At 65.1% G+C, this 25,466-nt stretch carries 13 protein-coding genes and 1 pseudogene; 7 read left to right on the top strand and 7 right to left on the bottom strand.

What is annotated here, in order from left to right:
* Positions 1 to 3 precede the first annotated feature (3 nt).
* The gene (locus FRC98_RS16025; protein ID WP_146982458.1) at positions 4 to 873 is read left to right on the top strand and encodes a class II glutamine amidotransferase; all 870 of its coding nucleotides are present in this window, start codon (positions 4 to 6) and stop codon (positions 871 to 873) included.
* Positions 874 to 920: 47 nt separating this feature from the next.
* Here FRC98_RS16025 and dnaK read toward each other — a convergent pair.
* The 5 genes and pseudogenes from dnaK to FRC98_RS16000 form a co-directional block, all read right to left on the bottom strand.
* A pseudogene (gene dnaK, locus FRC98_RS16020) lies at positions 921 to 2,465 on the bottom strand (molecular chaperone DnaK); the annotation flags it as partial.
* 149 nt (positions 2,466 to 2,614) lie between these two features.
* A complete protein-coding gene (locus FRC98_RS16015; RefSeq protein ID WP_146982456.1) occupies positions 2,615 to 4,993 on the bottom strand; it encodes a DUF4388 domain-containing protein in 2,379 nt (792 codons plus the stop codon).
* Positions 4,994 to 5,070: 77 nt separating this feature from the next.
* The gene (locus FRC98_RS16010) at positions 5,071 to 9,123 is read right to left on the bottom strand and encodes a tetratricopeptide repeat protein (RefSeq protein ID WP_146982455.1); all 4,053 of its coding nucleotides are present in this window, start codon (positions 9,121 to 9,123) and stop codon (positions 5,071 to 5,073) included.
* Positions 9,124 to 9,353: 230 nt separating this feature from the next.
* Positions 9,354 to 11,600, bottom strand: coding sequence for a helicase-associated domain-containing protein (locus FRC98_RS16005; RefSeq protein WP_230467705.1), 2,247 nt, complete (start codon positions 11,598 to 11,600; stop codon positions 9,354 to 9,356).
* Positions 11,601 to 11,602: 2 nt separating this feature from the next.
* On the bottom strand, positions 11,603 to 11,827 hold the full coding sequence (locus tag FRC98_RS16000; protein WP_146982453.1) for a hypothetical protein: 225 nt from the start codon (positions 11,825 to 11,827) through the stop codon (positions 11,603 to 11,605).
* A 232-nt stretch (positions 11,828 to 12,059) separates the two neighbouring features.
* Here FRC98_RS16000 and FRC98_RS15995 point away from each other — a divergent pair, with 232 nt between their 5' ends.
* From FRC98_RS15995 to FRC98_RS15985, 3 genes are all read left to right on the top strand, one after another.
* Positions 12,060 to 12,968, top strand: coding sequence for a hydroxymethylglutaryl-CoA lyase (locus FRC98_RS15995; RefSeq protein WP_146982452.1), 909 nt, complete (start codon positions 12,060 to 12,062; stop codon positions 12,966 to 12,968).
* Entirely contained in the window at positions 12,965 to 13,996 is a 1,032-nt protein-coding gene (locus FRC98_RS15990) for a polyprenyl synthetase family protein (protein WP_146982451.1), read from the top strand. The genes FRC98_RS15995 and FRC98_RS15990 overlap by 4 nt, the downstream gene beginning before the upstream one ends.
* Positions 13,997 to 14,074: 78 nt before the next feature.
* A complete protein-coding gene (locus FRC98_RS15985) occupies positions 14,075 to 14,965 on the top strand; it encodes a tryptophan 2,3-dioxygenase (RefSeq protein ID WP_146982450.1) in 891 nt (296 codons plus the stop codon).
* Between the two features lie 292 nt (positions 14,966 to 15,257).
* Here the strand turns inward: FRC98_RS15985 and FRC98_RS15980 are convergent, their stop codons facing one another.
* Entirely contained in the window at positions 15,258 to 19,205 is a 3,948-nt protein-coding gene (locus tag FRC98_RS15980; protein ID WP_146982449.1) for a serine/threonine-protein kinase, read from the bottom strand.
* A 381-nt stretch (positions 19,206 to 19,586) separates the two neighbouring features.
* On the opposite strand from FRC98_RS15980, the gene FRC98_RS21650 reads away from it, so the two are divergent.
* The 3 genes from FRC98_RS21650 (at position 19,587) to FRC98_RS15960 (ending at position 23,276) form a co-directional block, all read left to right on the top strand.
* Positions 19,587 to 20,651, top strand: coding sequence for a hypothetical protein (locus FRC98_RS21650; protein WP_230467685.1), 1,065 nt, complete (start codon positions 19,587 to 19,589; stop codon positions 20,649 to 20,651).
* A 66-nt stretch (positions 20,652 to 20,717) separates the two neighbouring features.
* Positions 20,718 to 21,806, top strand: coding sequence for a thermonuclease family protein (locus FRC98_RS15965; protein ID WP_146982446.1), 1,089 nt, complete (start codon positions 20,718 to 20,720; stop codon positions 21,804 to 21,806).
* Between the two features lie 405 nt (positions 21,807 to 22,211).
* Positions 22,212 to 23,276, top strand: a complete 1,065-nt coding sequence (locus FRC98_RS15960) for a ChaN family lipoprotein (protein WP_146982445.1) — start codon at positions 22,212 to 22,214, stop codon at positions 23,274 to 23,276.
* Between the two features lie 9 nt (positions 23,277 to 23,285).
* On the opposite strand, the gene pyrG is transcribed toward FRC98_RS15960, so the two are convergent.
* Entirely contained in the window at positions 23,286 to 24,923 is a 1,638-nt protein-coding gene (gene pyrG, locus FRC98_RS15955) for a CTP synthase (RefSeq protein ID WP_146982444.1), read from the bottom strand.
* Between the last annotated feature and the right edge of the window lie 543 nt (positions 24,924 to 25,466).

Raw genomic sequence — 25,466 nt, 5'->3', positions numbered from 1 at the left:
GTTATGTGCCGGCTCTTTGGCTTTCGTTCGGTGATCACAAGCCAGGTTCACCGCAGCCTGATCAGCGCCGATAACGCCCTGATGCGCCAGAGTGAGCGCCACCCCGATGGTTGGGGGGTGGCGTACTACGTGGAGGGCGTGCCACACGTGGTCAAGAGCGTGAACTCGGCCGTCTCCGACAGCCTTTTTCAGCGCGTCAGCGGTGTGGTGGCCTCCGAGACGGTGGTGGCGCACCTTCGAAAAGCGACCGTGGGTCAGCTTTCTATCCTCAATTCACACCCCTTTCAGTACGGCAGCTGGGTCTTTGCGCATAACGGGCAGATCCCCAACTTCGACGCGCATCGCGAGGCGGTGGTCGTGCGGATCTCACCCATCTTCCGGCGTTTTGTGCTGGGGGATACCGACAGCGAGGTGATCTTTTACCTGCTGCTCTCGAAGATGGCGCAGCGCTTCGACATCCATCGCAGGGGTGCGCCGGTCAGTGAGCTGAGCGCCGCACTCCGAGAGACCGTCGCTGAAATTCATGAGGCCACCGGCTACGACTGCTACACCCGGGCCAAAGAAGATGAGTTTTACCTGAGCATCATCCTCACCAACGGTCAGGTGATGGTCGCCCACCAGGGGGGCAAGGAGCTCTTCTACAGCACGCATAAGACGCTGTGCCCGGATCGCGACGATTGCCCCAGCTTCGCGCCCTGCTGTGAGGCGATTTCGCGCTCGGGTTTTGTGAACCACTTCATCGTCTCCAGCGAGCCCCTGCACGGCGATAATGTGTGGGAGGCGATGGAGCCGGGCCAGATCTTCGGGGTGGACTGGCGTATGCACCTCTATCAAGAAAACGCCGACGCCAGCCCGGCCCGCTTAGGGGCTTGAGCTGGCGTCGCGTGTAAATCTTGAATGAAGTCAGGGGTTTAACGCTTCTTGCTGCGCTGGATGGCGCGCTGCAGCTCCTCATCGGAGAGGCCGGAGTGGCCCTCGACGGTGATGGACTGGCTGACGTTGGTGCGCAGGTCGCGGGCCGAGACGTTGACGATGCCATCGGTGTCGATCTCGAAGGTCACCTCGATGCGCGGGCTTCCCGCCGGGGCGGGTTTGATGCCCGTGAGGTTGAACATGCCCAGGAGCTTGTTGCGGCTGGCCACCTGATGTTCGCCCTGGAGCACGGTGACGGTGACCATGTCCTGGTTGGCTTCGGTGGTGGTGAAGACCTTGGTCTCCATGGTCGGGATGGGCGTGTTCTTCTGGATGATGGGGCTGAAGCGGTCGCCGGTGACCCGAATCCCCAGGCTGAAGGGGGTGATGTCGAGGAGGATCACCTCGCGTACTTCCCCGCCGAGGATACCCGACTGGATGGCCGCGCCGGTGGCGACGACCTCATCGGGGTTGACGCCCTTGTTGGGTTTTTTGCCAAAGATCTCTTCGACCTTCTCCTGGACGAGCGGCATGCGCGTCATGCCGCCGACGAGGAGGATGTCGTCGATGTCGCTGCGATCGACGCCGCCATCTTTGAGCGCGGTCATGCAGGGGGTCTCCAGGCGCTCGACCAGGTCGTAGCAGAGGTCGTTGAGCTGGGAGCGCGACAGGCTCAAGGAGAGGTGGCGCGGGCCGGACTCATCGACCGCCAGGAAGGGCAGGTTGATGTTGGTCTCGCTCAGCGTGGAGAGCTCGCATTTGGCGTTTTCAGCGGCCTCTTTAAGACGCTGCAGGGCCATGTTGTCTTCGCTGACGTCGATGCCCGTCTCGTCCTGGAAGCGCTGCATCAAAAACTCGAGCACCGCGCGGTCGAAGTCTTCGCCGCCCAGGTGGTTGTCGCCGCTGGTGGAGACGACCTCGAAGACGCCGCCGCGCAGCTGCACGACCGAGACGTCGAAGGTGCCGCCGCCCAGGTCGAAGACGACGATGTTGGCGTCGCCGCTGCGCGCAAAGCCGTAGGCCAGGGCCGCGGCGGTGGGCTCGTTGATGATGCGGCGCACGGTCAGCCCGGCGATCTTGCCGGCGTCTTTGGTGGCGCTGCGCTGGGCGTCGTTGAAGTAGGCCGGCACGGTGATCACCGCCTCGGTGATCTCCTCTCCGAAGTAGTCTTCGGCGGTCTGCTTCATTTTGCGAAGCAGCATCGAGGAGATCTCCTGCGGGCTGTAGGCCTGGCCGTTGACCTCAACCCAGGCGTCGCCGTTGGTGTTCTCGACGATGTTGTAGGGCAGGGTCTTGGCGTAGCGCTTGACCACCGGCGAGTTATGCTTGTGACCGATGAGGCGCTTGATGTCGTAGATGGTGCGCTCAGGGTTGATGATGGCCTGGCGCTTGGCCTGCTGACCGACAAATTGCTCGTTGTCTTCGGTAAACCCGACCATCGAGGGGGTTGTGCGCGAGCCCTCGCTGTTGGGCAGCACCAGCGGCTCTCCGCCGTCGATGACCGCTACGCAGGAGTTGGTGGTGCCCAGGTCGATGCCAATGATTTTTCCCATGAACGACAATCCCGGCTAGACGTTTTGGCAAGCTATTTAAAGCGATGGGGAGCCGAGCTGCGCCGGGGAAATCTGGCGAGCGCGGCGGGAAGGAGCAGAACCCCCGCTCGCATACGTGGAAGAGACGATACCATCGTAGGCGCGACGCGCTATTTTTTAAACAGGTTTTTGAAGAACCCTCCACCCTCGCTCTCGCTCTGGGGGTGGCGCCGCTCGTAGAGGCGAATTTCGCGCTCGGCCTCCAGGCTCGCCGGGTTGAGCTTGTAGGCCTGTTTGAAGTGCTCGTAGGCCTTTCGTTCTTTGCCGCGGGCTTTGAGGATGATGCCGGCGAAGAGGTAGGCGTCGGGCATGGCCTGGCGATGACCGGTGCCGATGGCCTTCTGCAACTGCGCGAGCGCGTTGTCGGCCTCGGAGGCGTCGAGCTGGAAGCGGGCGTAGGCCTCAAAGGTCATGTAGAGGCCGTTGTCCGGCTCGCCATGGAGCGCCCGCTGCAGATGGGGCAGGGCCTCGCGGAAGGCGAGCTGCTTGAAGAGGGGGTAGCCGGCATTGAAGGCGTCGCGGGCCGGGTCGGCGGCGGTGGGGATGCCGGCGTTGTTGAGCGGCGCCGGGGTGGGGCGCCGGCTACGGGTGGGGCTTCGACCCAGGCGCTCGAGCTGCTCGCGGCGCCAGCCTGGATCGGAGGATTCATGATCGAGGCCGGCGCCCGAGAGCGAGGAAGTTCGCTTGCGACGCGCCCCGGAGAGCGATGCGGTACGGTCGCGCTGCGGGGTGTCCGAGCCTGGCGTGGGGCGAGTGGGCGTGGGGCGCGCCGCGGCTGTGGGGCGCGTCGCGGTGGTGGCGGCGTCGCCGAGTTGCGACTTCAGATCGGGATGCTGGTTGGTGGGCGTGCGGCCCATCCCGATCGGCGTGGAGTGATGCCGGGCGCGACCGGGGGTCTGGGTGCGCGGGGTAAAGCGGACCTGAGAATCTTCGGCCAGCCCATCGCCACCGGGGTTGAACTGGCCCGGATGCAGGGTGCTCAGGCGCTTTCGGCCGGGCCGGGGACTCTGAGAGGAGGCGGCCGAAGTGGAGCTCGCCGGGCTCGATGTTGTGGGTGCCTTCGATTCGGTTGGCTCGGCCGGAGGGGGCACCGTCTGTTTGTTTTCAACCTTCATCAACTCGGTGTACGCGTTGCGCACGCCAATGAAGATGCGCTGGGCGGTCTCTTTGATCTCGGAAGAGACGTTGCCGCCGTAAACATCGGGGTGATGCTCTTTGACGAGCACATAGAAGCGCTCTTTGACCACCTCGCGCCCGCAGCCCTTCCACAGCCCGAAGATGTCGTAGGGGCTCATGCGCTCAATGGTCTTGAGCTTATCACGCAGCTGCACATCCAGGCTCTGGGTGCGTCCGGTGGCCGGGCGAATGCCCTTAGATGAGGGGGCCTGCACCGATGGCGAGGATGTGGTGCGCTGCGGGCGTGACGACACAGGACGCGCGGTGCTGGTCGCCGTGGCGCTGCCGGAGGCGCTGAGGTGGGCGTATTGGATCTGCACCGGTCGCGGCGTGGGCTCACTTCGGAAGACCCACAGATCGATATCGCGCGCGAAGAGGGCGGCGCGGAAGCCCTCGGTGACGTCGCTGCCCATCAGGCTGAGCAACTCCTCCAGCGATTTCTGGCCGTCGCAGCCGCCCAGCAACTTTGCCAGCACCTTCCAGCGCAATGAGGCGCGGCGTTTCTCCCAGAACTGGGTGAGCACCGGGTAGGAGGCCATCATCGGCATCAGGCTGTCCATGACCTGACGCTGGGGAAGATGCGTGGTGACGCCCTGAATCATCAGGGGAACCAGCGAGGTGCGGCTGCCCTCGAGGTTATCGGTGCGGCTGAAGCTGAACTCACCATCGGGCCAGGCGAAGACGCTGGTCAGCGCGTTGCTGTCGGCCAATGCATTGTTGGCCGGCTCCAGAAAGTGACCGCCTTTGAAGCCGAACTCCCGGGTGATTTTTCCAGATCGCAACGTGAGCTGGCCGGACTCCTGGTGCATGGAGATGCTGTAGAGCAGGCGCGCAAAGGGGATCGAGCTGAGCTGGCCGGCGGAGGGTTTTGGCAGGCGCACCGAGAGCTCGGTGGCGGACTCTCCGCTGTCGCGCGCCTGTTTCTGGCGAGCGCGCTGGCGGGCGCTCAGCGCCTTTTTGAGGGCGTCGACGAGCTCGTCCCAGTCACCCGGGTTGCGAGGAAGGGGCACGACCCCGGCCACGCTCGCAAAGGCCTCGCCCATCTGGGAGAGGGCCGGGGTGAGGCGCGCGGCGAGCACAAAGGCCGGGGTGGCGTCCTGGCTTAAGACGCTGTCGAGGGCGACGAAGTGGGCACTTTGCGAGGGATCGGCCAGGTCCGGACCCACCACCACGACCTGGGCGGGCTTCTGCATCAGCTGGCGCCGGGCGGCATCCCACCCGTTGGCCTGCGAGATGCTGGCCGTCTGGGAGAGCGCTTGCTTGAGCCTCGAGACCACCGAGGCGTCAGCGCTAATGATGAGGAGGTTCTCCATAGGGGGTGTTCAACTGCGTCAGAGAGACCTGCGCTGCGTCAGCGCCGGGGGATGCGGAAGTGCATGCAGAGCGTGGATCAGCCGCCGAGCTCTTCGATCTGCTGGAGCATCTCGCGGCGGGTGGCGTCGGGAACGGTCAGGTTGGCGGTCTCACGAAGGTAGGTCTTGAACGATTCAACGGCCTGCGCGCGCTGGTTGAGCTCGCGGTAGAGGTAGCCCAGGCGGCGGTATATCTCGGGGTTGTCGTAGCCAAAGCGAATGGCCTGCTGCAGGTGGCGCGCGCCTTGCTCACGCTGCCCCTCATAGATCAGGGCCATGCCGTACTGGTACTGAGCCAGCGGACGCTCCGGCGACTTCTCAAGTGCCCCGCTGTAGTGCTCGATGGCGTCGGCATAGTTTTGCTCGCGGAAGTTCGCTTCACCCAGGGCAAAGCGCGCCTCGACCATGTCGGGTTTGAGCTCCAGCGCGCGCATGATGTCGGCCTTGCCGGCGCGAGTGGCGCCGGTGCGGGCGAGCAGAAGACCACGACGCACGTAGATCTCGGGGTTTTTAACGCCGTAGGCCGGGTCGACCGTGGTGGCGCGCTGGTACTGGGTCAGGGCCTGGGTCTCGCTCTCTTCATCTTCGAAGGTGCGGCCCATGAAGTAGTGGAACTCGCCATTGTTGGGCTGGTAGTCGAGCACGTGACCGAAGATGCGCTTGGCGGTGTTGAAGTCCTTCTCGGCCAACGCGGTGCGACCCACGTAGAAGTACGCTTCGTGGTAGCGAGGGTTGAGCTCGTAGGCCTTGTTGAAGTCTTCGCGCGCGGTTTCGAAGTTGCCGCGGTCAAAGTAGATGCGGCCGCGAATGAAGATGTACTCCTCGTTGGAGGGCTCGGCTTCAATGACCTTGTTGATCTCGTCGATGGCGCGGTCGAACTGACCGGCCTGACGGTAGGCGTCGGCAAGGTAGGCCGAGAGGCGAATGTCCTGGATGCCCTCGGCACGGGCACGCTCCAGAAGTTCCAGGGCGCGTTCGCTCTTGCCGTCTTCCAGGAGCAGGCGCGAGAGGTTAATGCGCGCGTTCCAGAAGTTGGGGTCGAGGCGCAGAGCCTCCTCGTTCCACTGGCGGGCAAGCTCTCGGCGCTCGGAGAGGCGGTAGTAGTTGGCCACCTGGGAGGCGATGGCAGCGTCGATGCCTTCGGGGCGCTCGGTGATGGCGCGGACGTGCTCTTCGCCGCGGGCCACGTCGTTGTCGATGCGCCAGGCGAGTTGGGCCAGCGCGGCGTGGGCGGTGAGCAGGCTGGGGTCGATTTCGACGGCACGCTCAAAGGCGCGGCGGGCTTCATAGAAGGTGCCGCGCTGCATGTTGAGGCGTCCCAGGTAGAAGGGGAAGCGGGCGTCTTCGGGGAACTCCTTCTCGCCCTCTTCGAGCTTGAGGATGGCCTCGTTGTACTGCTCCAGACCCATGTGCGAGCGCACGATGCCCAGCATCACTTCAGGGTCTTGCTGGCCGAGGTTCTTGTTGGTGGTGAAGAAGTTGAGCGCCTCCTGATACATCTCGGCGCGCTCGTACTGCTCGGCCAGCGCGCGCAGGCTGTCGACACGGGAGCTGTCGATGTTGAGCGCCTCGGTGAACATGGCGATGGACTCATCGCTCTGCTGCCGCGCCATATGGACCATACCCATAACGTGGTAGGCCTCGCCGCGCTCCGCCGGGGAAGCCGAGGCGCTGAGCTCGCTGATGATCTTCTCGAGGTGCTCGGTGGCGTCGTTGAGGTCGCCGCCCTCGTAGTAGAGCTTGCCGGCGAGGAGGCGCGTGGCGACGTGGTTGGGGTCGGCGTTGCTGGCGCGCTCCAGGGCTTCGAGAGCGGCGGCGTTGTCGTCTTTTCCGGACAGGACGCGGGCATGCCAGTAATGAGGGGCGGCTGCGGCCTCGTTGGCTTTGCTGGCGGCGGTCAGGTGGCGTTCGGCGCGCTCAAGCAGGGAGGCCCGGGCGGTGTCGGATGCGCTTTCTGCATCATTCTGGGCTTCCTCGCCGGCTTCTTCGTTGGCCTCGGCGAGGGCTTCACCTTCTTGCGTTTCGTCCTCGGCGGCGTTGGCTTGTTCTTCAGCCGGGGCGGCGTTTTCGGGGGCCGCGTCTTCGGAGGTTGCATCTTCGGAGGCAGCCGGTGTGGGAGCGCCTTCGTACTGACCGTCGAGGCTGGCGAGAGCGTAGGCGACGCCGGCGCTTAAGTGGGCCCAGTAGGCGGCGTCGGGGTCGGTCAGGGCGGGTTCGGCCAGGGCTTCGGCGGCGTCGGCCTGGGCCAGACGAGCCTCGTTGGCGGCCAGGGCGGCGGCAACCATGGGGTCGGCGCTCTCGGCGGCCAGGGATTCGGCGAGGGTTTCGGCCGAAGCGGCGACGGCGTCGTCCTGGTAGCGGGTCAGGTAGAAGGAGCGTCCGAGCAGCAGCAGCGCGGAGCTCTGCGGATCGAGCTGACCTTTTTCAGCCTGGGCGAAGAGCTCCAGGTATGAGGCGTAGTTGTCTTGGAGGACCAGCTCGGGGTTGAGCGAGGTGATCTTCGGGGCGGTCGGGGCCGGGGCCTGCTGGACGACTTCTTCCTGGGCGAAGAAGGAGGTGTAGATGCCAAAGCCGGCCGCGCCCAGAACGAGCACAGCGAGCACGGGAACGCCGATGGCGGCCATGGCGCCGCGTTTTTTATCGGCGTCGACCGCTTTGGCGACGTTGGCTGCGGCAGGGGCCCCGGGGCTGGCCGGTTGCTCGTCTTTGATGCCGGTGGAGGCGGGGCGGAAAGGATCGTGACCGGAGGCTGCGGGAGCGCCGGCCTGTTGTGGCTGCGGTCGTGAGCTGGGAGCGGCGGGTTGGCGGGGAGGTGGGGCGGCTGCGGCCGGAGCCGGGCCTCCCATCATGTCGTCGCCCCAGTCGGCCTCGTTGACGCCGAGGTCGTCGGCGTCGAAGGAGTCGTTGCCGACGAGCTGGCTATCCCAGTCGTCGCCCTCGGGCTCTTCGTCCAAAAAGGAGAAGCCCTGATCGCCGCCCAGGAAGTCGTCTTCGTCGGCGGGGGCATCGGAGAAGAGGGAGTCGTCGTCGAGCTTCGGAGCCTCGAAAAGATCGTCGCCCTGGTCGAAAGGATCGGGCTCGGGGGCCGGGGCGGCGAAAGGATCGTCGTCGGCAGCCGGAGCGGCGAAAGGATCCTCATCGGGGGCCGGAGCGGCGAAGAGGTCGTCGCTGTCTTCGTCCATGCCCGGCGCCGGGCCGAAGAGATCATCGCTGGGCTCGGCGCCCATGGGAGCAGCGAAGAGGTCGTCGCTATGCGGCCCATTGCTGCTTACCGGAGCAGCGAAGAGATCATCGTCATCGGCCTGGTTGGCGCCGGCGCCCATGGGAGCAGCGAAGAGGTCGTCGTCCTCGGCCGCACCGGCGCCGACGGGAGCAGCGAAGAGGTCGTCGTCCTCGGCCGCACCGGCGCCGACGGGAGCGGCGAAGAGGTCGTCGTCCTCGGCCGCACCGGCGCCCACGGGAGCGGCGAAGAGGTCATCGTCGTCGGTGATGGGAGCGGCGAAGAGATCGTCGTCATCGGCCGAGGTTGGGAGGTTGGCGTTGGCCGAGGTCGGGAGGTTGTTGCCTGCCGAGGTCGGAAGGTTTCCACCTGCCGAGGTCGGGAGATTGTTGCCTGCCGAGGTTGGGAGGTTCGATCCGGCGGAGGTCGGAAGATCGGAGCCGGCAGGTTTGGGCAGGTTGGAGCCCGCCACGCGAGGCAGATCGCTGAGTTTAGGCCGGGGCAGATCGGGGGCGCTGCGCGGCGCGGGCAGATCGGCGGCGTCGCTCTTGGGTTTGGGAAGATCGCCGAGTTTGGGCCGCGGCAGGTCGCTGAGTTTGGGCCGGGGCAGATCGGGGGCGTTGCGCGGGGTGGGGAGCGCCGGGCCGCCTGCCGAGGTCGGAAGATCCTGCACCCCGAGGCCGGCGCGCGTGGTGTTGCCGGCGTCATCGGCGAAGGCCGCGACCTCCGAGATTGGAGTCCAGCTCTCTTTGTCGGTCGAGACCTGCGCATCGGTACCGAGCTTGTTGCCCTTGAGCATCAGCCGGATGGCGTTCTGGTCAAAGGGGCCAAAGACCTTACCGGTGGGGCGTTTGACGTAGTAGCGTTCCATCGCGTGTCGGGGATGCGGCCTCGCGGGGGAGGCGTCCATGTGGGATCGCCGGCTGGATGGGCGCACAGCTCGGGGCGTCTGTGGAGAGTAGCGTCGTCGGGCATGAGAAGACCGGCGGCGCTAAGTCGCTGCGCAGAACATGTTGGCGACCAGAGAGTCTGCGGCCAATGTATCGCGCCCCCCCGGTCGTGGCAAGCAAAGGTGCGCGGTGCAAAAGAGGCTTGTCGGCCTTATTCGTCGCGGTCAAACGGGCTCTTGGCGAGCGTCAGACCGGTTTCTTCGAGGATCTCATCGAGGAGATCGCGGGCGTCGGCGGCGATGACAAAGTGCAGCTGCCCGAGGCGGCGCTCGATGAGGTCGGGGGCTTCTTCCAGGCCGGCGAAGCGGTCGGCGCTGAGGCGGTCTTCGAAACTCAAGACGATGAGCTGCTCGGCGAGGTGGGCGCGGGCGGGGCGGTCGAGCTCAGCCTGCAGGCGGAGCGCCTGACCGGTGGGAAGCCCCCCGGGGCAGCGCGCGTCGAGGAAGGCCACGATCTGGTTTAAGGGCTCGTCGGGGAAGCGCGTGCGGATCTTCTCCATGTTGAGCGCGAAGAAGCGCGAGCGCGGGGACGACTCATCTTCGAGGACGTCGGTCAGGTAGCCGAGCTCGACCTGGGTGACGACGTCGAGCTCGTAAGGGTCGGCCATGACCACCAGCGGGTCGACGAAGTAGAGGGTGCGCGAGGGGGCGCCGGTGGAGCTGAGCGAGAGCGAGGGGTGCGCCTCGGCGGCACGTCGGATGGCGTCGTGCTCGGCGGTGGTGACAAAGGCGTCGCGGGCGCCCAGGCGGATGGCGCGGTGGTTGCTCTCGCGAAGATCGTGTTCGAGCTGCCCGATGATCATATCGAAGCGCTCGGGATCGGGGTGGCGAAGGAGCACGCCCTGGCGGTGGATGGTCAGGCGCTGATGGACGCGCTCCCAGTCGTTGAGCTGGAAGGCCACAGCCTCGGGCACGGGAGTGTGTCCGAAGGTGTTGAGCAGCTTGACGAGCGCTGTGGCGCTGGCGCCCAGCGAATAGCCGCGTTGCACCGACTCTGCAGCGAGCTGGAAGGTGGCGACGCGATCGGAGAGTTTGCGGCGTTCGCCCACCCGGTAGAGCTCATGGAGCACCGAGACCGGGGCGTTATCGAGAAAGACCATCACCTCGAAGTTGGGTTGCACGATCAGGCAGCCGCCCTGCGGGGCGGGGATCTCCGAGCCCTCCAGACCGAGCGCACGGGCACCGCGCGGCGAGAGACGGGCGACGCGCTGGTTGTCGTCGGTGCGCCCGAATTGCATGAGCCCCGACCAGCTTAAGGTACGCTCGATCATCGCGTCGATGAACTGCGCCGGCTCGCACTGGCCGGCCATCTTCGAGAGGGTGCGGTCGAGGTACTGACGGTCGATCTGGGTGCAGAGCTCGGTGATCGCGGCCACCGAGGCCCATTCGCGCACCGAGGCCCGCCGTAGCACCGAGAGCACAAAGCCGCGCGCGCCGATCAGCGGTTCACCGGTGGACTCTCGCTGGGAGAAGTGCTGGTCGTCGGCGCCGCGCAGGGTCATCTCGGCCAGGCGCACGCTCTCGACTTCGTTCCAATAACGCAGGCGCTGGAGCGCCTCGCCAAGGCGGCGATCGCGCTCGGGGCCGGGGGCATGAAAGTGCTCCGCTAAGGCGGCGTCACCGGTGCGGTAACGATCGCCGTCGGGGCCCAGGATGCCCAGCTCACGGCCCAGGGCAGCCAGGAAGGTGAGGTAGTCGAGCTGCTGGGGATCGTGAAGATCAAGGTCGCCGGCGACCTCGCCGAGTTGGCCGGGCATGCTGATGCCGCGGGCAGCGCGCGCCAGAGAGCGGCGGTTGGGGGTGCCGTCTTTGTTGAGCTTGAGCGGGTCGCGACGGATCAGCGAGGCCAGATGCAAAAGGTTGAGCTCCAGATCATCGACGGAGCTGACGGTGGGCTCGATGGTCACATCGTTGAAGGTGGGGACGTCGATGTTGAGGGCATCGGGCGTGGCGTCGAGGTTGGCCAGGGTGGCCGGGGTCAGCGCCAGATCATGCTGCAAAAAGGAGCCGCGCTCGAGCAGCACCTCGATGTCGCAGTCGTGATCGGCGGCAGCCGGAATGGGGATAAGCAGGCCCGCGGCGATAAGGGAGGCCAGGGTGGGCTCGGATTCTCCAAAACCCCGCAGAAGCAGGTCGCGGCGGAGGTTCTCGCCGCGGGCGCGGCCGCCGCGCTCCTGCAAGAGCCAGAAGACCGCGCGCTCAAGCTCGGTGAGTGAGGCGGGATCGAGAGGTCGCAGGCTGGTGTCATCGACGGCCGCGATCAGGGTTTCAGCCTCGGGCTGGCAGCGCCAGGCGCGGGCCAGAAACCGTACGCTGGTGTCGGCGTAACCACGCTCCAGCAGGCTGCGAAGCTCCTCGGCGCCAAGCGGGCCAGAGGTTGAGGGCCGGTCAGGTCGCATGCTCACAGGGCCTCCTGCGTATCAGAGACGAGCTGGGGGCCGAGCACACGGGGGAAGGTCCCCTGGGCGTGGAGGGTCTCGAGCACACCTTCGATCTCGTCGGCGGGCACCAGCAGCGCCAGGTCGCCGATGCGGCGAATATGCAGATCAAGGGGCTCAATCGCCCGCAGAGTCTCTTCAAGGATCGCTGCGTCCTCGCAGAGCATGAGCGCGAGACCATAATTCACAACAAGCAGGTCTTGAGCCAACGTCGCATACCTCAGGCAGGGGTCGGGGGCGGAGCGTTCGCGACGATGCGAGGCTCCGTGGACCATTCGTCCAAGAATAGGAGCAGGGCCGAAGGTGTGTCAACGCGGCAGGGAGGGCTGCGTTGACACTCTTTTGAAGCGGGGGATAAGTTGGCCTCGACCGCAATGTAAGCCCCAGAACGCCCGATCCGATTCGGGCTTGAGGACCTTGATGGACGCAGAGATTCGATTTTTTGAGGTGGGCCCGCGTGACGGGCTGCAGAATGAGTCGCGGGTGCTCTCGTGTGAGGATCGCGCGGCGATGATCGAGGGGCTGGTCGACGCCGGGGTGCGCGACGTGGAGATCGGCAGCTTTGTGCATCCGCGCTGGGTGCCGCAGATGGCGCAGACCGATGAGGTCGCCCGTCAGATTCGTCGGGTGGAGGGGGTGCGCTACTGGGCGCTGGTGCCCAACCTCAAAGGGTTGGAGCGGGCGGCCGCGGCCGATGTGCAGCATGTGGCGGTGTTTATGTCGGCTACCGAGGCGCATAACCAGTCCAACCTCAACCGCTCTCTCGATGAGAGTCTGGCGGCGCTCAAACGCACTACCGAGGCGGCGGTGGCTCAGGGGATGGTGGTGCGAGCTTATATTTCGACCGTTTTTGGTTGCCCTTTTGAGGGGGATGTCGACTTTGAGCGGGTGCTCGAGATTGGCGAGGAGCTTCTGGCCAACGGGGCCGAACATCTCTCGCTGGGCGATACGATTGGCGCGGGTACGCCGCTGCAGGTAGCTGAGGGATGCGCGCAGGCCGTGGAGCGATTTGGCGAGGATCGGGTCGCGCTGCACCTGCACGATACGCAGGGGCTGGCGGTGGCCAACGCGCTGCTTGCTTATCAGGCCGGTGTGCGTCTTTTTGACGGCGCGGTGGGTGGTATGGGCGGCTGCCCTTACGCCCCGGGTGCGGCGGGCAACCTGGCCAGCGAGGATCTCGTCAACTTGATGCTCTCGATGGGCGCGCGGGTCGACGCCGATTTAGGTGGTCTCTGTGAGGTCACCGATTGGCTCTCGCAAGAGGTCGGCCTGAACACCCGCTCGCGCTACTACCCTTACTGGCGGTCTCAACAGGAGCAGGACACGTGACGACGACGGAGCAGGCATTTCGAGAGCTGACGAAGGCCCATATGGGGCAGGTGTTAAGCTGCATCGCCGAGGCGGTGGATGCGGCTGGACTGACCGGATCGACGCTGGGGCAGATGCTCGACTACCATATGGAGACCGGCGGAAAGCGGCTGCGCGCGATGCTCCCGCTGGCGGTTGCCGGGGCGCTCGGTAAGGAGGCCAAGGCGCTGGTGGGGTTCGGGGCGGCCTGTGAGCTGATTCATAACGCCACGCTTGTGCATGACGATCTTCAGGACGGCGATGAGGTGCGGCGCGGGCAGCCCACGGTCTGGAAGAAGTACGGGCAGGCTCAGGCGATCAACCTGGGCGATGCGATGCTTTATCTGGCGCCGATCTGCCTGGAGTCGGTGAAGGCATCGCCGGGGGCACGTCAGCGGGTGTTGGCCCGGGTTTTTCGCGATGTGCTCAAGGTGATCGACGGCCAGGAGCGCGAGTTTGCGCTGCAGGCGCGCTCTTCCGACGACATCGATCAGGAGGCCTACCGGCGTATGGTGCGAGGGAAGACCAGTGGTCTTTTTGCGCTTCCGATGGCCGGTGCCGCCGAGCTTTGTGAGGCGCCTGTTGAGGTGGTCGAGGCTTTGGAGGAGGCCGCCGGGCACCTGGGCGTGCTCTTCCAGATCCAGGACGACATCCTGGATCTTTACGGGGAGAAGGGGCGTGATCAGGCGGGGAGCGATCTGCGCGAGGGCAAAATTTCAGCGCTTGTGGTGGCCTTCTGGCAGCGCGCAAATGACGCGGATCGTCGTCGGTTGATGCAACTTTTGCGCGCCGATCGCCGCGCCAGCAGTGATGCCGAGGTGGGCTGGGCGATCGACGCGTTCCGTGAGCAGGGGGCGCTGTCGGACTGTCTGGCTGAGATCGAAACGCTGCGAGGACAAGCGCTTGCCAGTGCGGCGTTTTCGGCGTATCCCGACCTTCGCCGACTTCTGGAAGGTATGGCACAGATCTTCCTTGCACCGATCGGCGATATTATGGAGTCCGTCGGCTGAGCGTGATGATCGGCCGAGGGGCACCATCTCCCACCTGCGCTTTCTGCGCGAGTTACCCCCCTGCGATGGACTGGCCCCATGAGCGACGAGAAGACCCGCAGCGGCTGCCCTTTTACCGGGGGCACCTCCGGCGGCGATGACCTCCCCCCGGCCGGGGAGCGTCTGACCTACAACTCTTATCTGAAAGTGCCGCAGCTTCTGGAGCTGCAGAACTTTGAGTCGAGTCCGCCGGCGCACGACGAGCTCCTCTTTATCATCATTCACCAGGCCTACGAGCTCTGGTTCAAGCTCATCCTCTTTGAGCTCGATCAGGTGGCCGAGGAGATGGATAATGGCGAGGTCTACGAGGCCTGGCGGCTTCTGCAGCGGGTGTTGCAGATTGAGAAGTTGCTCGTGCAGCAGATCCACGTGCTGGAGACGATGACGCCGAGCGATTTTTTGAAGTTTCGCCAGGCGCTTAATCCGGCCAGCGGGTTTCAGTCGATTCAGTTTCGGGAGGTCGAGTTTTTGACGGGGATCCGGGACACCTCGGTGATGCGGCATATCGATCAGACCGACCAGGATCATCGTCGGCTCAATGCGCGGCTGGCGGAGCCTTCGCTGCGTACGCGCTTCTATCAGCTCTTGCAGCGGGAGGGCTTCGATGTGGCGATCCCCGAGGAGGGGGAGGTGTTGGAGGGAGAGCGCCGCGAGCAGACGATGGCGGCGCTCGAGCCGCTTTACCGCGAGCCCAAAGAGCGCTTTCACCTCTACACGCTGGCCGAGTCGCTGGTGGAGCACGATCAGAACATTCTGCTGTGGCGTTTTCACCACGTGCGTGTGGTCGAGCGTCTTATCGGCACAAAGCCGGGTACGGGAGGCTCCAGTGGGGTGGAGTATCTGAGCTCGACGCTCAAGAAGCGCGCCTACCCGATCTTGTGGGAGGTTCGGGGGCAGCTTTACGACGATGGCATGTACGGGATGAAGTGAGCGTGGCGGGGGGGCTGACTGGGGCGAAACGTGACCCAGGGTCGTTTTTTGGGTGGGTGGAAAAGTGACCCAGGGTCGGTTTGTGAGGTGGGTAGAAACGTGACCCAGGGTCAGTTTTTGAGGGGTGGAAAAGTGACCCAGGGTCGGTTTGTGAGGTGGGTAGAAACGTGACCCAAGGTCGGTTTTTGAGTGGGTGAAAAAGTGACCCAGGGTCGGTTTTTGAGTGGGCGGAAAAGTGACCCAGGGTCAGTTTGTGGCGAGGGTCAGTTTGTGGCGAGGTTGGTCATGGGGTTCAGCGGGTGCTCAGTGAGGCGATGATCTCGGTGAGCGCGCGGCGAAGCTGCTGACGTTCGAGAGTCTCCGGAAGGGTGTCGAGCAGGCGCTGCATGCCTCCGAGACGCTGGTCCAGGCGCAGGTCGGGGGCGTGGGGGACGTGGATATAAGGGCGGAGGCGTGCGAGCGCTTCGCGAAGCAGCGGGCTGTCCTGATCGATGTGGGCGAGCAGGGCGGTGCCCAGGAGGGCAAACATATTGGCGTAGGCATGTCCGGTGCGCTCGGCCTGCCGGGTGGCTTCGGGGATTTCTTCGCGCGCGTCGTCGAAGTCGCCGAGGATCAGCTTGAGTTTGACGATGCTGATGGTGCTCAGACTGATCATCTCACGATGCCCCATCGATCGAGCTTGCTGCTGGGCCTTGATGTAGTGGTTGAGCGCGGCGTCGATGTTGGCCTGCGCTTCCAGGGCCATACCCAGGTAGAAGTTGAGCTGGGGGCCGTAGAGTCCCAGCCCCAGATGTTCCTGAAGACCGATGACGTCGTTGAGAAACTCGATGGCGCGGTCGGGCTGGCCGCCCTCGATGCGAAAGAGCGCGCGGAAGATCGTTGAGAGCGCCCAGCCGTGCCGGTCGTCGAGATCTTCATGGAGCTTGACCGCGTCGTCGGCCAGCTGGCGGGCGCGATCGATGTCGCCGCGAAGCCAGTGCAGTTCGGCCTCCAACAAAAGATCTTTGGCCACACCGTAGAGATGCCCCAGGCGTTCGTGGAGCTCGCGGGCGCGGCGAAGGTGGTCGGCGCTGCGGTCGAGGTGGGTAGAGCGGCGAAAACACAGTGCGAGACTTAAGTTTGCGTTGGCCATGGCGAGCACGTCGCCGTAATGGCGGGCGGCGTTCATCGCCTGGCGGGCCAGGGCTTCGCTGCGCTCCAGGCCGTCGACGATCATGCAGATTTGAGATGCTTCGATCAGCGCCAGCGCGTGAGCGCGGTGATCACCGATGCGTTGAGCGAGGTCGAGGGCTTCGCCGACCAGGCTCCAGGCCTGGCGCAACTCTCCGCTGGCGTAGGCGCAGCGTGAGAGCGCGAGTGTGGCGTCGACCTCGGCGCCCGGATCGCCCTCAAGGTGGGCGGCCTGGCGGACCATCTCAAGATCATGGCGAGCGCGGTCGTAGCGGCCGCGAAAGCGCGCGAGGTCGGCCTGCCCCAGGAGCACGCGGCGCAGCCCGGCGCGATCATCGAGGACGACGCAGAGCTCAGAGGTTCGCGTGAGCAGCGCCTCGGCTTCATCGAGGTGGCCCTGCAGGCGCACGATCTCGGCGAGGTGCTCGCGGGCCTGGGCTTCGTTGGCGACGTGGTCGGCGCTCTCAGCGTGGGAGATCGCCTCGCGCAGGGCGTCTTCCGCCGGACCGAACTCGCCGGCCTGGTGGTAGAGGCGCCCCTGTTGGAGGCGCAGCGCGCTGAGTGAGGCATGGTCGATGTTGCGTGTGCCGATGATCTGCGGCTCCGCCCGTCGCAGCAGGCGCAGCGCCTCGTGTACCCGATGTTCACACTCGGCTTCGGCGGCGGCGCGCAGCCACCAGGGGAGTGCGCGCTCGCGCTGCGCGCTTCGCTCCAGGTGCTCGGCGACCGCCTCGCAGTGCGCGGCGTCCGGCGACGGCTCGGCCTCGATCAGTGCGCGGGCTGCGTGGTTATGAAAGGCGCGCCAGTCGTCGATGCTCTCCACCATGCGCAGCAGCGAGGCGCGGTGCAGGGGTTGAACAAAGGCGTAGTGCGGTGAGTCGTCGGTGTTTCCCTCGCGCCGCAGGAGGCCCACTTCGTGGAACATCTCGAGTAGCGGTCCGATGTGCGTTGCGAGCTCGGGCTGGCCATCGGCGTGAATCGCGCGGGCGAGCGTGGCTGCTTTGAAGCGATCGCCAAAGAGCACCACCCGGTGCAGCAGCGCGCGAAGCCGGGGCTCCTGCGGGTGGTCGCGCAGCAGGCGCTCGGCGCGAGTGATCACAAGCTGTTGAAGATCCGGCGGCACCAGTGAGGAGAGCGCCACCGAGGGATCCTGAAGATCGAAGACGCCGGAGCGCTCCGAGGCCTGCAGCTGCTCGGTCTCGAGCAGATGGCGCACGATGTGAATGAGCAGCGCGGGGTTGCCGCCGGCCAGATCGAGAAGATCGCGCTCCAGGCCCCCGGCCGGTGGGGCGAGGCGATGGAGGAGCTCGCCCATCGTAGCGTCGGGGAGGCGATCGAGGTGATGGTGTGCCACGCGTGCCGCGCCGCTTTGAAGCCAGCGAGCGACGTGGCGCTGCGAGCGCGCGGTGAACACCAGCGCGATGGGGCGGGGCTGCTGGGAGAGGTTCTCGAGGAGCTGATCGATCAGGCGTCGACTGAGCGGGTCGGCGTAGTGAACATCCTCCAGGATCAGCAGCAACGCGCTGCGCTCGCTGAAGCGAAAGAGGGCGTGAATCACCTGGTGCAGCGGGTGAATGACGGCGGTCGCCGCATATGCCGAGGTGTTTTGCGAGCTCGACGCGAGCGCGTCCAGGGCTTCGTGAAGACGCTGCCCAAGCGTGGGCTCGGCGCTGCGTCGGGCGTCGGTGAGGGGCTCAAAGGCGCGGCGAAGCGCCTCCAGCGGAGCGCCGCGTCTGCGGCACTGACCGAAGAGGGGGAGGGCGGGCTGAGTGGCCTGCTGGCGAAGTTGCCAGGTCTCCACCAGCGTGCTCTTGCCCTGCCCGGACTCACCGCTAATGACGAAGAGCCCGCCGTTGAGGGCGGCGGATTCATACCAGCGCTCCAGCGCATCGAGCGCGGCGTGGCGGCCCAGCAGCGGAAGTTGCGCGGCGCGAAGATCGAATTCGGCCAGCGCGGATCGAGGTGTTGGTGCGCTCGGGGCGGCCTCGGGGTGTGGCTCGGGCGAAGGTTGCTCGGGAGCGCGGGGCGCCAGATCGCGCTCGGTGGGGGCGAAAGGATTGAGCGGAAGATCCGGCGGGGCGGGGTTTGTGGGCTCGGTGCCGGGGAGCGACTCGGAGTCCTGCAGGCCCGCCGATGGGGCGCTGCGTGCCAGGCGGGCGAGCGCGGGCTGGGAGCCCGGGGTCTGCTCTCCGGGGCTCTCCCGGGCGAGAAACCAGCTGAGCGCAGAGCGCGCATCGGCAAAGCGGCCGCGAACTTCTTTGCGTGTGGCCCGCTCGATAAAGCGTCCCAGGGCCGTTGTGGCGATCTCTTCGGGGAGGGCGGGCAGAGGTTCTTTGACCTGCTTGAGCAGGATGTCCATCGGGTTGGGGCCATCGAAGGCGGGTTTTCCGATGAGGGCTTCGTAGAGGACCAGTCCCACCGCGTAGACGTCGCCCGGGGGGCCCACAGGCTCGCCATACGCGTGCTCCGGCGACATGTACTGAGGGGTGCCGCAGACCTCGCCGTCGGCGGTCAGGGAGGGGCCGCGGTAGAGGGTCGCGCCCGGGTCGCCGATGAACTTGCTCAGCCCGAAGTCCAACACTTTGATGTCGAGAGGAGCGCCGGGCGGGGTGTCGCAGAGGAAGATGTTTTCGGGTTTGAGGTCCCGGTGCACCAGCTGACGCTCATGGGCCTCCTCCAGGCTTCCCAGAAGTTGTTCGAGGAGCTGGTTTCCCTGCTCCAGACTTACTGGGCCGCGGCGTAAGACCCGCTCGCGCAGGTTTTCGCCGATGAGCAGCTCCATGGCCACGTAGAGCAGCCCGCGCGGGGTCTGGCCGTAGTCAAAGAGCGTGATGGTGTGACGATGGTGCAGGCCACTGGCGTGGAAGACTTCGCGGCGAAAACGCTCGACCTCACGCTCGTTGTGAGCGACCTCGGGATGAAGAAACTTCAGCGCCACATCGCGGGCGATGGCTTCCTGGCGAGCCTGGTAGACGACGCCGTAGCCGCCGCGGCCGAGCTCACGGATGATGCGGTAGCGACCGGCGATGAGGTCCCCGACCTCGGGTAATTGCGCTGGGGCAGGGCTCACGGCGGACTCGACTCGGTGACGCGGAAAAGGGAGGCTAACGCTAAGCTTCTGGATTATGGCCGATCGTCTGTGGCCTCACAAGCAGGCCTGCCGGGAGGGGGGGACGTGGAGCGGGGGCTCGGGTTGGTGGGAGGGTGCGGGCGGTGAGGGGGGCAGAGGGGGGCAGAGGGAAGCGCGGGTAGGGGAAGCAAAGATGAGAAGATGCGGCGGGCTCGAGGTTATTGCGGCGCACGTCGGAGAGGGCTGCGGACGATGAAAAGGCCGGGGTACGCGCCGAGCGGGGCCGTGAGAATCGAGAAACTGTTTTGAAACAGGGCGATTTCGCTGTAGTTGTGAGTGGCTTTGAAAGGTGTATGGCAGAATTATTATCGGAGAATGACGATGACGCGACACTCAAAACGAACGGGTCTGGTGGTGGTAATGATGGCGGCGCTCATCGCGAGCGCGGCTCCGGCCTTTGCTCAGGAGGGCGCTCCGGCTGAGGAGGCACCCGCTGCGGAGGCATCCACGGAGAGCGCCGCGTCGTCAGAAACGAGCGACGAGGAAGAGGTCGCTCAGGCCGATGAAGAGACGAGAGAGGATGGCGAGGCGTCCGAGGAAGATGATGCGGCCGCCGAAGACGGCGAAGACGGCGAAAGCGACGCGTCTTCTGACGAGGGCGAGTCCGAAGAGGGTGCCGACGAAGCGTCTTCCGAAGATGCGGAGACGGAGGAGAGCGCCGACGAAGCATCTTCCGAAGATGCGGAAAGCGACGAAGGCGCTGATGACGCGTCAGAGGAAGAGGGCGAGGAGGAAGATCCCTTCGCGGAGGCCGATCGCCTGCTGGGCTCCGACGGCGAAGAAAACGAAGATCCCTTCGATGAGCCTTTTGAGACGACCTGGGGCAGCCGGGTGGAGATGGGCTGGTTCTTCACGGACTTTGGTAGGTTCAACGAGTATGTGCTTGAGCCCAACGACCGCGCGGTCTTTGACGATGAAGGCGCCACCCATATTGATCTTGCGGTGGAGGTGATGTTCATCCGTGGGTTGCGCCTCTCGGTGACGGGTGGGGCGACATTTAACTGGGCGAGCGATCCTTCGGTGGGAGCCTGGTACATCGGTCTGGAGCCGGCGTACGCGGTGGGTGACAACACCTGGGAGATGGCCGTCGGCCTGAGCGCGATGGTGGGCTCGATGCAGCTCGCCGTTGGTGATGACGAGATGAACACCTCGCTGACCGTGCTGCGTCCCTTCTTTGAGGTCAGCCGGCACTTCCCGGACGCCTACAGCGCGGTGTATCTGCGCGCGGGCTTCAACCAGTGGCACATCCACAATCCCACCTCCGATACGCTTAACCTGGAGGCGGCTGATGGCGAGGAACTCGATTCGTTCTGGCTCAGTGATGGGGGATTCTACCTGGCGATCGGCGGGCGTTTTGGGAAGTTGACCCAGCCCGAGATCGAGTGATGCGGGCGGCCGTCGATCGCGCTTAGCTTTAGGAGCGACAGGCCCGGCGACCCGAACGAGGACGTGATGCGAAGAAGCCCCGCGACGCTAACAGTAGTTTTGTTACTCGCGGGGCTTCTCTGTGTGGGGGCGGGCTGTGATGTGGTGGAGCGGGCGCGCCAGTCGGTGCAGACCTGGCAGAGCTCCGGGAGCGGGAATGCGCCGGGGCCGGCGGGGAGGCTTGAGCCCGCTGGCGAGCTTCAACCCGCGGAGCTTCGGGAGGGCGCGGTGGTCGACGGCGACACCCTGCGCCTGGTCGGCTTTGATAAGAGCGTGCGCGTTCTGTGTCTGGACAGCGAAGAAGCGCTGCGCGGCGAGGAGCTTGAGCGGGCCGAAGCGGACTGGGAGGGGTATCAGGAGGAGCGCAAGGGGGACGGCCCCTTCACGCGCAGCTACGGTACTTTCGTGGGCAATGAGGCCACGACCTGGGCGCGGGAGTTCTTTGAGGGGCGGAGCGAGGTTTTTGTCGAGTACGCCTCCGAGCGTCACACGCGCGATTTTTTCGGGCGGCATCTGGCGCATATCTGGGCCAAAGACTCTGCGGGCAAGTGGATCAACTACGGCGTGGAGGCGGTGCGCGCGGGCTGGTCGCCCTATGCCACCGAGTACGGTCATTGCGACGCTTATCGCGCGCATTTTGAAGAGGCGCAGCGCCAGGCGCAGAAGGCTCAGCGCGGCATCTGGCGCTCGGGTCAACGGGGCTACGATGACTATCCGCAGCGTTTTGAAGAGTGGGCGCCGCGTGCGCGACAGATTTCGCTTTTTCGCGAGCGTCTGGCCGACCACCCCGAGGTGATTGAGCTGGGCACGGATACGGCCATGGCGCGCCTTCGGCTCAAACTTGGGGAGCGGGTGGTGGTGTTCGGGTCTGTCGATCGATATTCGCCGCGCGGGCGGCCGCCCAAGCTCTACCTTCGTCACCGCTACCGCGAGGAGTTGATGGTGCAGGCTCCGGGGCCGGTGCGCTTTTCTGACATGACGAAGTCGGATTTCGAGCAGCGTGAGTTTGTGTACGTGGAGGGGCGGGTGGAGATGTTTCGGGGGGAACCAATTGTGGTGATCGACGCGGGAAGTTTTGTTCGGTCGGGCGATGATCCGCCGGAGCTTTCGCGTTGATCGGTGTGGCGGAGGGTGACCCAGGGTCGGTTTTTAGGGTGACCCAGGGTCGGTTTTTAGGGTGACCCAGGGTCGGTTTTTTGGGTGACCCAGGGTCGGTTTTTGAGGTGACCCAGGGTCGGTTTTTGAGGTGACCCGGGGGCGGTTTTGGAATGACCCACGGTCGGTTTTGAAGTGACCCAGGGTCGCCTCTGATTGGTGGAAAAATGGGAGGGATTGGGCGCGGGAGAGATGCTGGAGCGTCGTCTCGGCGGGGTGAAAGAGCAGGGTGAGCGTGGGCTGAGAGCGACGACCGTGGGTCATTCGCGCAATGACCGAGGGTCGGATAAGGTGCGCATAAATAACGGGTGATCGTGCTTCACGTTGGATGGAGCACGCCAGAGTTGGGAACGACATAGAACGTTGATGAGTGCGTGGCGAGAGGCGGGTATGGCGTTGGATATGCAGGTTGTGACGTTCAGGCTGTTGGCAGGTTTTGGGGTTGCGATGGTGGTAGGATGCGCCGGCGCTCCGACCGCGCCTTCACCGCAGGAGATGCACGAGAAGCCTTCGGCTGACCGGGCCGTCGCCGAACTTGGGCCGGGGATCTGGGAGGTGGCCACTGGCGAGCGCCTGGATGAGCCGGAGCTGATGGCGCGGCTTGTGGAGGCGCGTTACGTGATCGCGGCGGAGTCGCATGACGACCCCTGGCACCACGTTGTGCAGGACCGGATCTACCGCGGAGTAAGCCAGCGGGCCGAAGGCCCGGTGGCGCTGGGCGTGGAGATGGTCGAGGCGCGCTTTCAGCCGGCGCTTGACGCCTACGTCGCCGCCGAGATCGATGAGGCTCAAATGCTTGAAGGCGTGCAGTGGGAGGCGCGCTGGGGCATGGACTGGGCGATGTATGCGCCGATGTGGCGGGTTGCCCGGGAGCTGGGTCAGCCGGTTATTGCGCTCAACGCTCCGAGGGAGCTGGTGCGGGAAGTCGGTCAGGGAGGGCTTGAGGCGCTTGGCGAGGAGGAACGCAGCGCGCTTCCCGAACTCGATCTGAGCGATCAAGATTATCGGGCGTGGCTCGGCGCGATCTTTTCCTCGCATGGCATGGGCGAGGACGAGGAGGCGCTCGACCGATTCTTTGCAGCGCAGGTGCTCTGGGATGAGACGATGGCCGAGAACGCCGTGGCTGCACTGACCCGGATCCCGGAGCTCGAGGCGATGGTGCTTCTGGTGGGGCGCGGGCACGCCGAGCGAGGGTTTGGCATTCCCCCGCGCATCGCGCGCCGAATTGCCGGTCAGGAGGGCGATGCGACGCGGGCTGAGGCTCAGGTGATGGTTGTGGTGCCGGTCAGTGTGGCTGGCGAGTATGGCGAGCGCATGCGCGACTACCGTCGCCTGGATTACCTGCAAGAAAACAACATCGCCGACTTCGTCTGGATCGAAGCCGGCGATGGGGATGCTGCTCAGAGTTCAGATAGCAAACTCGAGGATTGAGCCTTCAGCTTAGCTGTCGGTTTCCTCGCCGCTACGCTGCTGCTGGCTGTCGAGGCAGGCCGAGATGTAGCTCGCGAAGAGGGGGTGGGCCTGGCCCGGGCGGCTCTTAAATTCGGGGTGGGCCTGGCAGCCGATAAACCAGCGCTGGTCGGGGAGCTCAATCATTTCCACGAGCACCCCGTCCGGAGAGGTGCCGCTGAAGACCAGCCCGGCTTCTTCGAGGGCGGGGCGAAGCGCGTTGTTGACCTCGTAGCGATGGCGGTGACGCTCGCTGATAAGCGTGTTGCCATAGATGCGCGCCGAGCGACTGTCGTCTTTGAGCACGCAGTCGTAGGCACCCAGACGCATCGAGGCGCCCTTATCTTTGACGTTTTCCTGCTCGGCCATCAGGGCGATGACCGGTGCGGAGGACTGCGGGTTGAACTCAGTGCTGTTGGCGTCTTTGAGGCCGGCGACGTTGCGGGCGAACTCCACCACCGCGAGCTGCATACCCAGGCAGATGCCGAAGAAGGGGACGTCGTTTTCGCGGGCGTAGCGCACCGCGCGGATCTTACCTTCGGTGCCGCGCTTGCCAAAGCCGCCGGGTACCAGGATGCCGTCGCACTCCCCGAGAAGTTGCTCGGCTTCGAGTTGCTCCAGATCTTCGGAGTCAATGAACTTGAGCTTAACCCGCACCTCGTTGGCGATACCGGCGTGAAAGAGCGCCTCGTTGAGCGATTTGTAGCTGTCGGTCAGGTCGACGTATTTGCCCACGATGCCCACGGTGACTTCCTGGCGGGGGTTGTGGATGCGGTCGACGATCTTGCGCCACTCGGTCAGATCGGTGCCGCGCGACCAGATGTTGAGCGCGGTGGCCAGCTCGTGGTCGATGCCCTCCTCGGCCAGGAGCACCGGGACCTCGTAGATCGACTTGGCGTCGCGGGCGGTGACAACGCGCTCGGTGGGCACATTGCAGAAGAGCGCGATCTTGCGCTTGATGTCGCGCGGAAGGTCGCGGTCGGAGCGGCAGACCAGAAAGTCGGGCTGAATACCGATCTCGCGCAGCGCCTTGACCGAGTGCTGGGTCGGCTTGGTTTTGACCTCGTCGGCCGCCGGCATGTAGGGCACGAGCGTCACGTGCAAAAACACCGCGTTTTCACGCCCGAGCTCAATGCCCAGCTGTCGGATTGCCTCCAGAAAAGGCAGCGATTCGATGTCGCCTACGGTGCCACCGACCTCCACGAACATCAGGTCGCAGTCCTCGGATGCGTCCAGCACCCGGGCTTTGATCTCGTCGGTGATGTGCGGGATGACCTGAACGGTGGCCCCCAGATATTCTCCCCGGCGCTCTTTGGCGATGACCGAGTCGTAGACCTGGCCGGTGGTGAAGTTGTTGCGCCGGGTCATGCGCGTGCTGGTGAAGCGCTCGTAGTGACCAAGGTCCAGGTCGGTCTCCGCGCCGTCGTCGGTGACAAAGACCTCCCCGTGCTGGAAGGGGTTCATCGTCCCGGGGTCGACGTTGATGTAGGGGTCGAGCTTGATGAAGCTCACTCTTAACCCGCGGTTCTCCATCAGCGCGCCCAGGCCTGCGGCGGTGATCCCTTTACCGAGGCTGGAGAGGACGCCGCCGGTGATAAAGACAAACTTCGTGGTGCGCTGCCTGGTCATAACTTCGACTCACTTCGAGGAGGGGGAGGGGGGAGGGCGTAAGGTGGGAGACGCCCGGGAATTCGGGGGAGCGTCGATGGCGCGCACTATAATGAGCGGGTGGGGGGCTGGCAACCTCACCGGATCATCGACGGTGCGCCGGTGTTGCTGTCGGGGGTGGGGCGCAAGAAGGAAGTGCGGGTGGTGGTTGCGGGGACACCGCTACGTCGCATGCGAGAGAGAGAGTAAGCGTTGTGAAGCCTAAAATCGGCACGTGTGACTGATGAGCCTGGGTGACCGTGGGTCACCCCCGAAGATGACCGTGGGTCAAAGAAAGCCCAGCAATTACGCGCCTGGTCGCCACGTCGACGCGACAGAACGCACCTGAAACCGGTCACCTGCTTGCCTACATCTCCCCACCTTTTTTCATCCGCCACGCAACATTCTCATTTTCCCTCCGATAACAACCCAGAGAGGTCCCACACCCACCCTTCCACCTCACTGGAGCCCCCAATGACTCGCCCCCGTCGTCATGTCGCAGGCCAGGTCGCCGCCCTGACTCGC

Source organism: Lujinxingia vulgaris (assembly GCF_007997015.1).
In the GTDB taxonomy this organism is placed as follows: Bacteria; Myxococcota_A; Bradymonadia; order Bradymonadales; family Bradymonadaceae; genus Lujinxingia; species Lujinxingia vulgaris.
Note: the sequence above shows the minus strand (reverse complement) of the source record. Positions and strands in the feature narration are given on the sequence as shown.

What these genes read in the sequence shown, in the direction of transcription:
- FRC98_RS16025 (WP_146982458.1), top strand. Translation starts at nt 4, where the DNA reads ATGTGCCGGCTCTTTGGCTTTCGTTCGGTGATCACAAGCCAGGTTCAC.
- FRC98_RS16015 (WP_146982456.1), bottom strand. Translation starts at nt 4,993, where the DNA reads ATGGAGAACCTCCTCATCATTAGCGCTGACGCCTCGGTGGTCTCGAGG.
- FRC98_RS16010 (WP_146982455.1), bottom strand. Translation starts at nt 9,123, where the DNA reads ATGGAACGCTACTACGTCAAACGCCCCACCGGTAAGGTCTTTGGCCCC.
- FRC98_RS16005 (WP_230467705.1), bottom strand. Translation starts at nt 11,600, where the DNA reads ATGCGACCTGACCGGCCCTCAACCTCTGGCCCGCTTGGCGCCGAGGAG.
- FRC98_RS15995 (WP_146982452.1), top strand. Translation starts at nt 12,060, where the DNA reads ATGGACGCAGAGATTCGATTTTTTGAGGTGGGCCCGCGTGACGGGCTG.
- FRC98_RS15985 (WP_146982450.1), top strand. Translation starts at nt 14,075, where the DNA reads ATGAGCGACGAGAAGACCCGCAGCGGCTGCCCTTTTACCGGGGGCACC.
- FRC98_RS21650 (WP_230467685.1), top strand. Translation starts at nt 19,587, where the DNA reads ATGACGCGACACTCAAAACGAACGGGTCTGGTGGTGGTAATGATGGCG.
- FRC98_RS15965 (WP_146982446.1), top strand. Translation starts at nt 20,718, where the DNA reads ATGCGAAGAAGCCCCGCGACGCTAACAGTAGTTTTGTTACTCGCGGGG.
- FRC98_RS15960 (WP_146982445.1), top strand. Translation starts at nt 22,212, where the DNA reads ATGAGTGCGTGGCGAGAGGCGGGTATGGCGTTGGATATGCAGGTTGTG.
- pyrG (WP_146982444.1), bottom strand. Translation starts at nt 24,923, where the DNA reads ATGACCAGGCAGCGCACCACGAAGTTTGTCTTTATCACCGGCGGCGTC.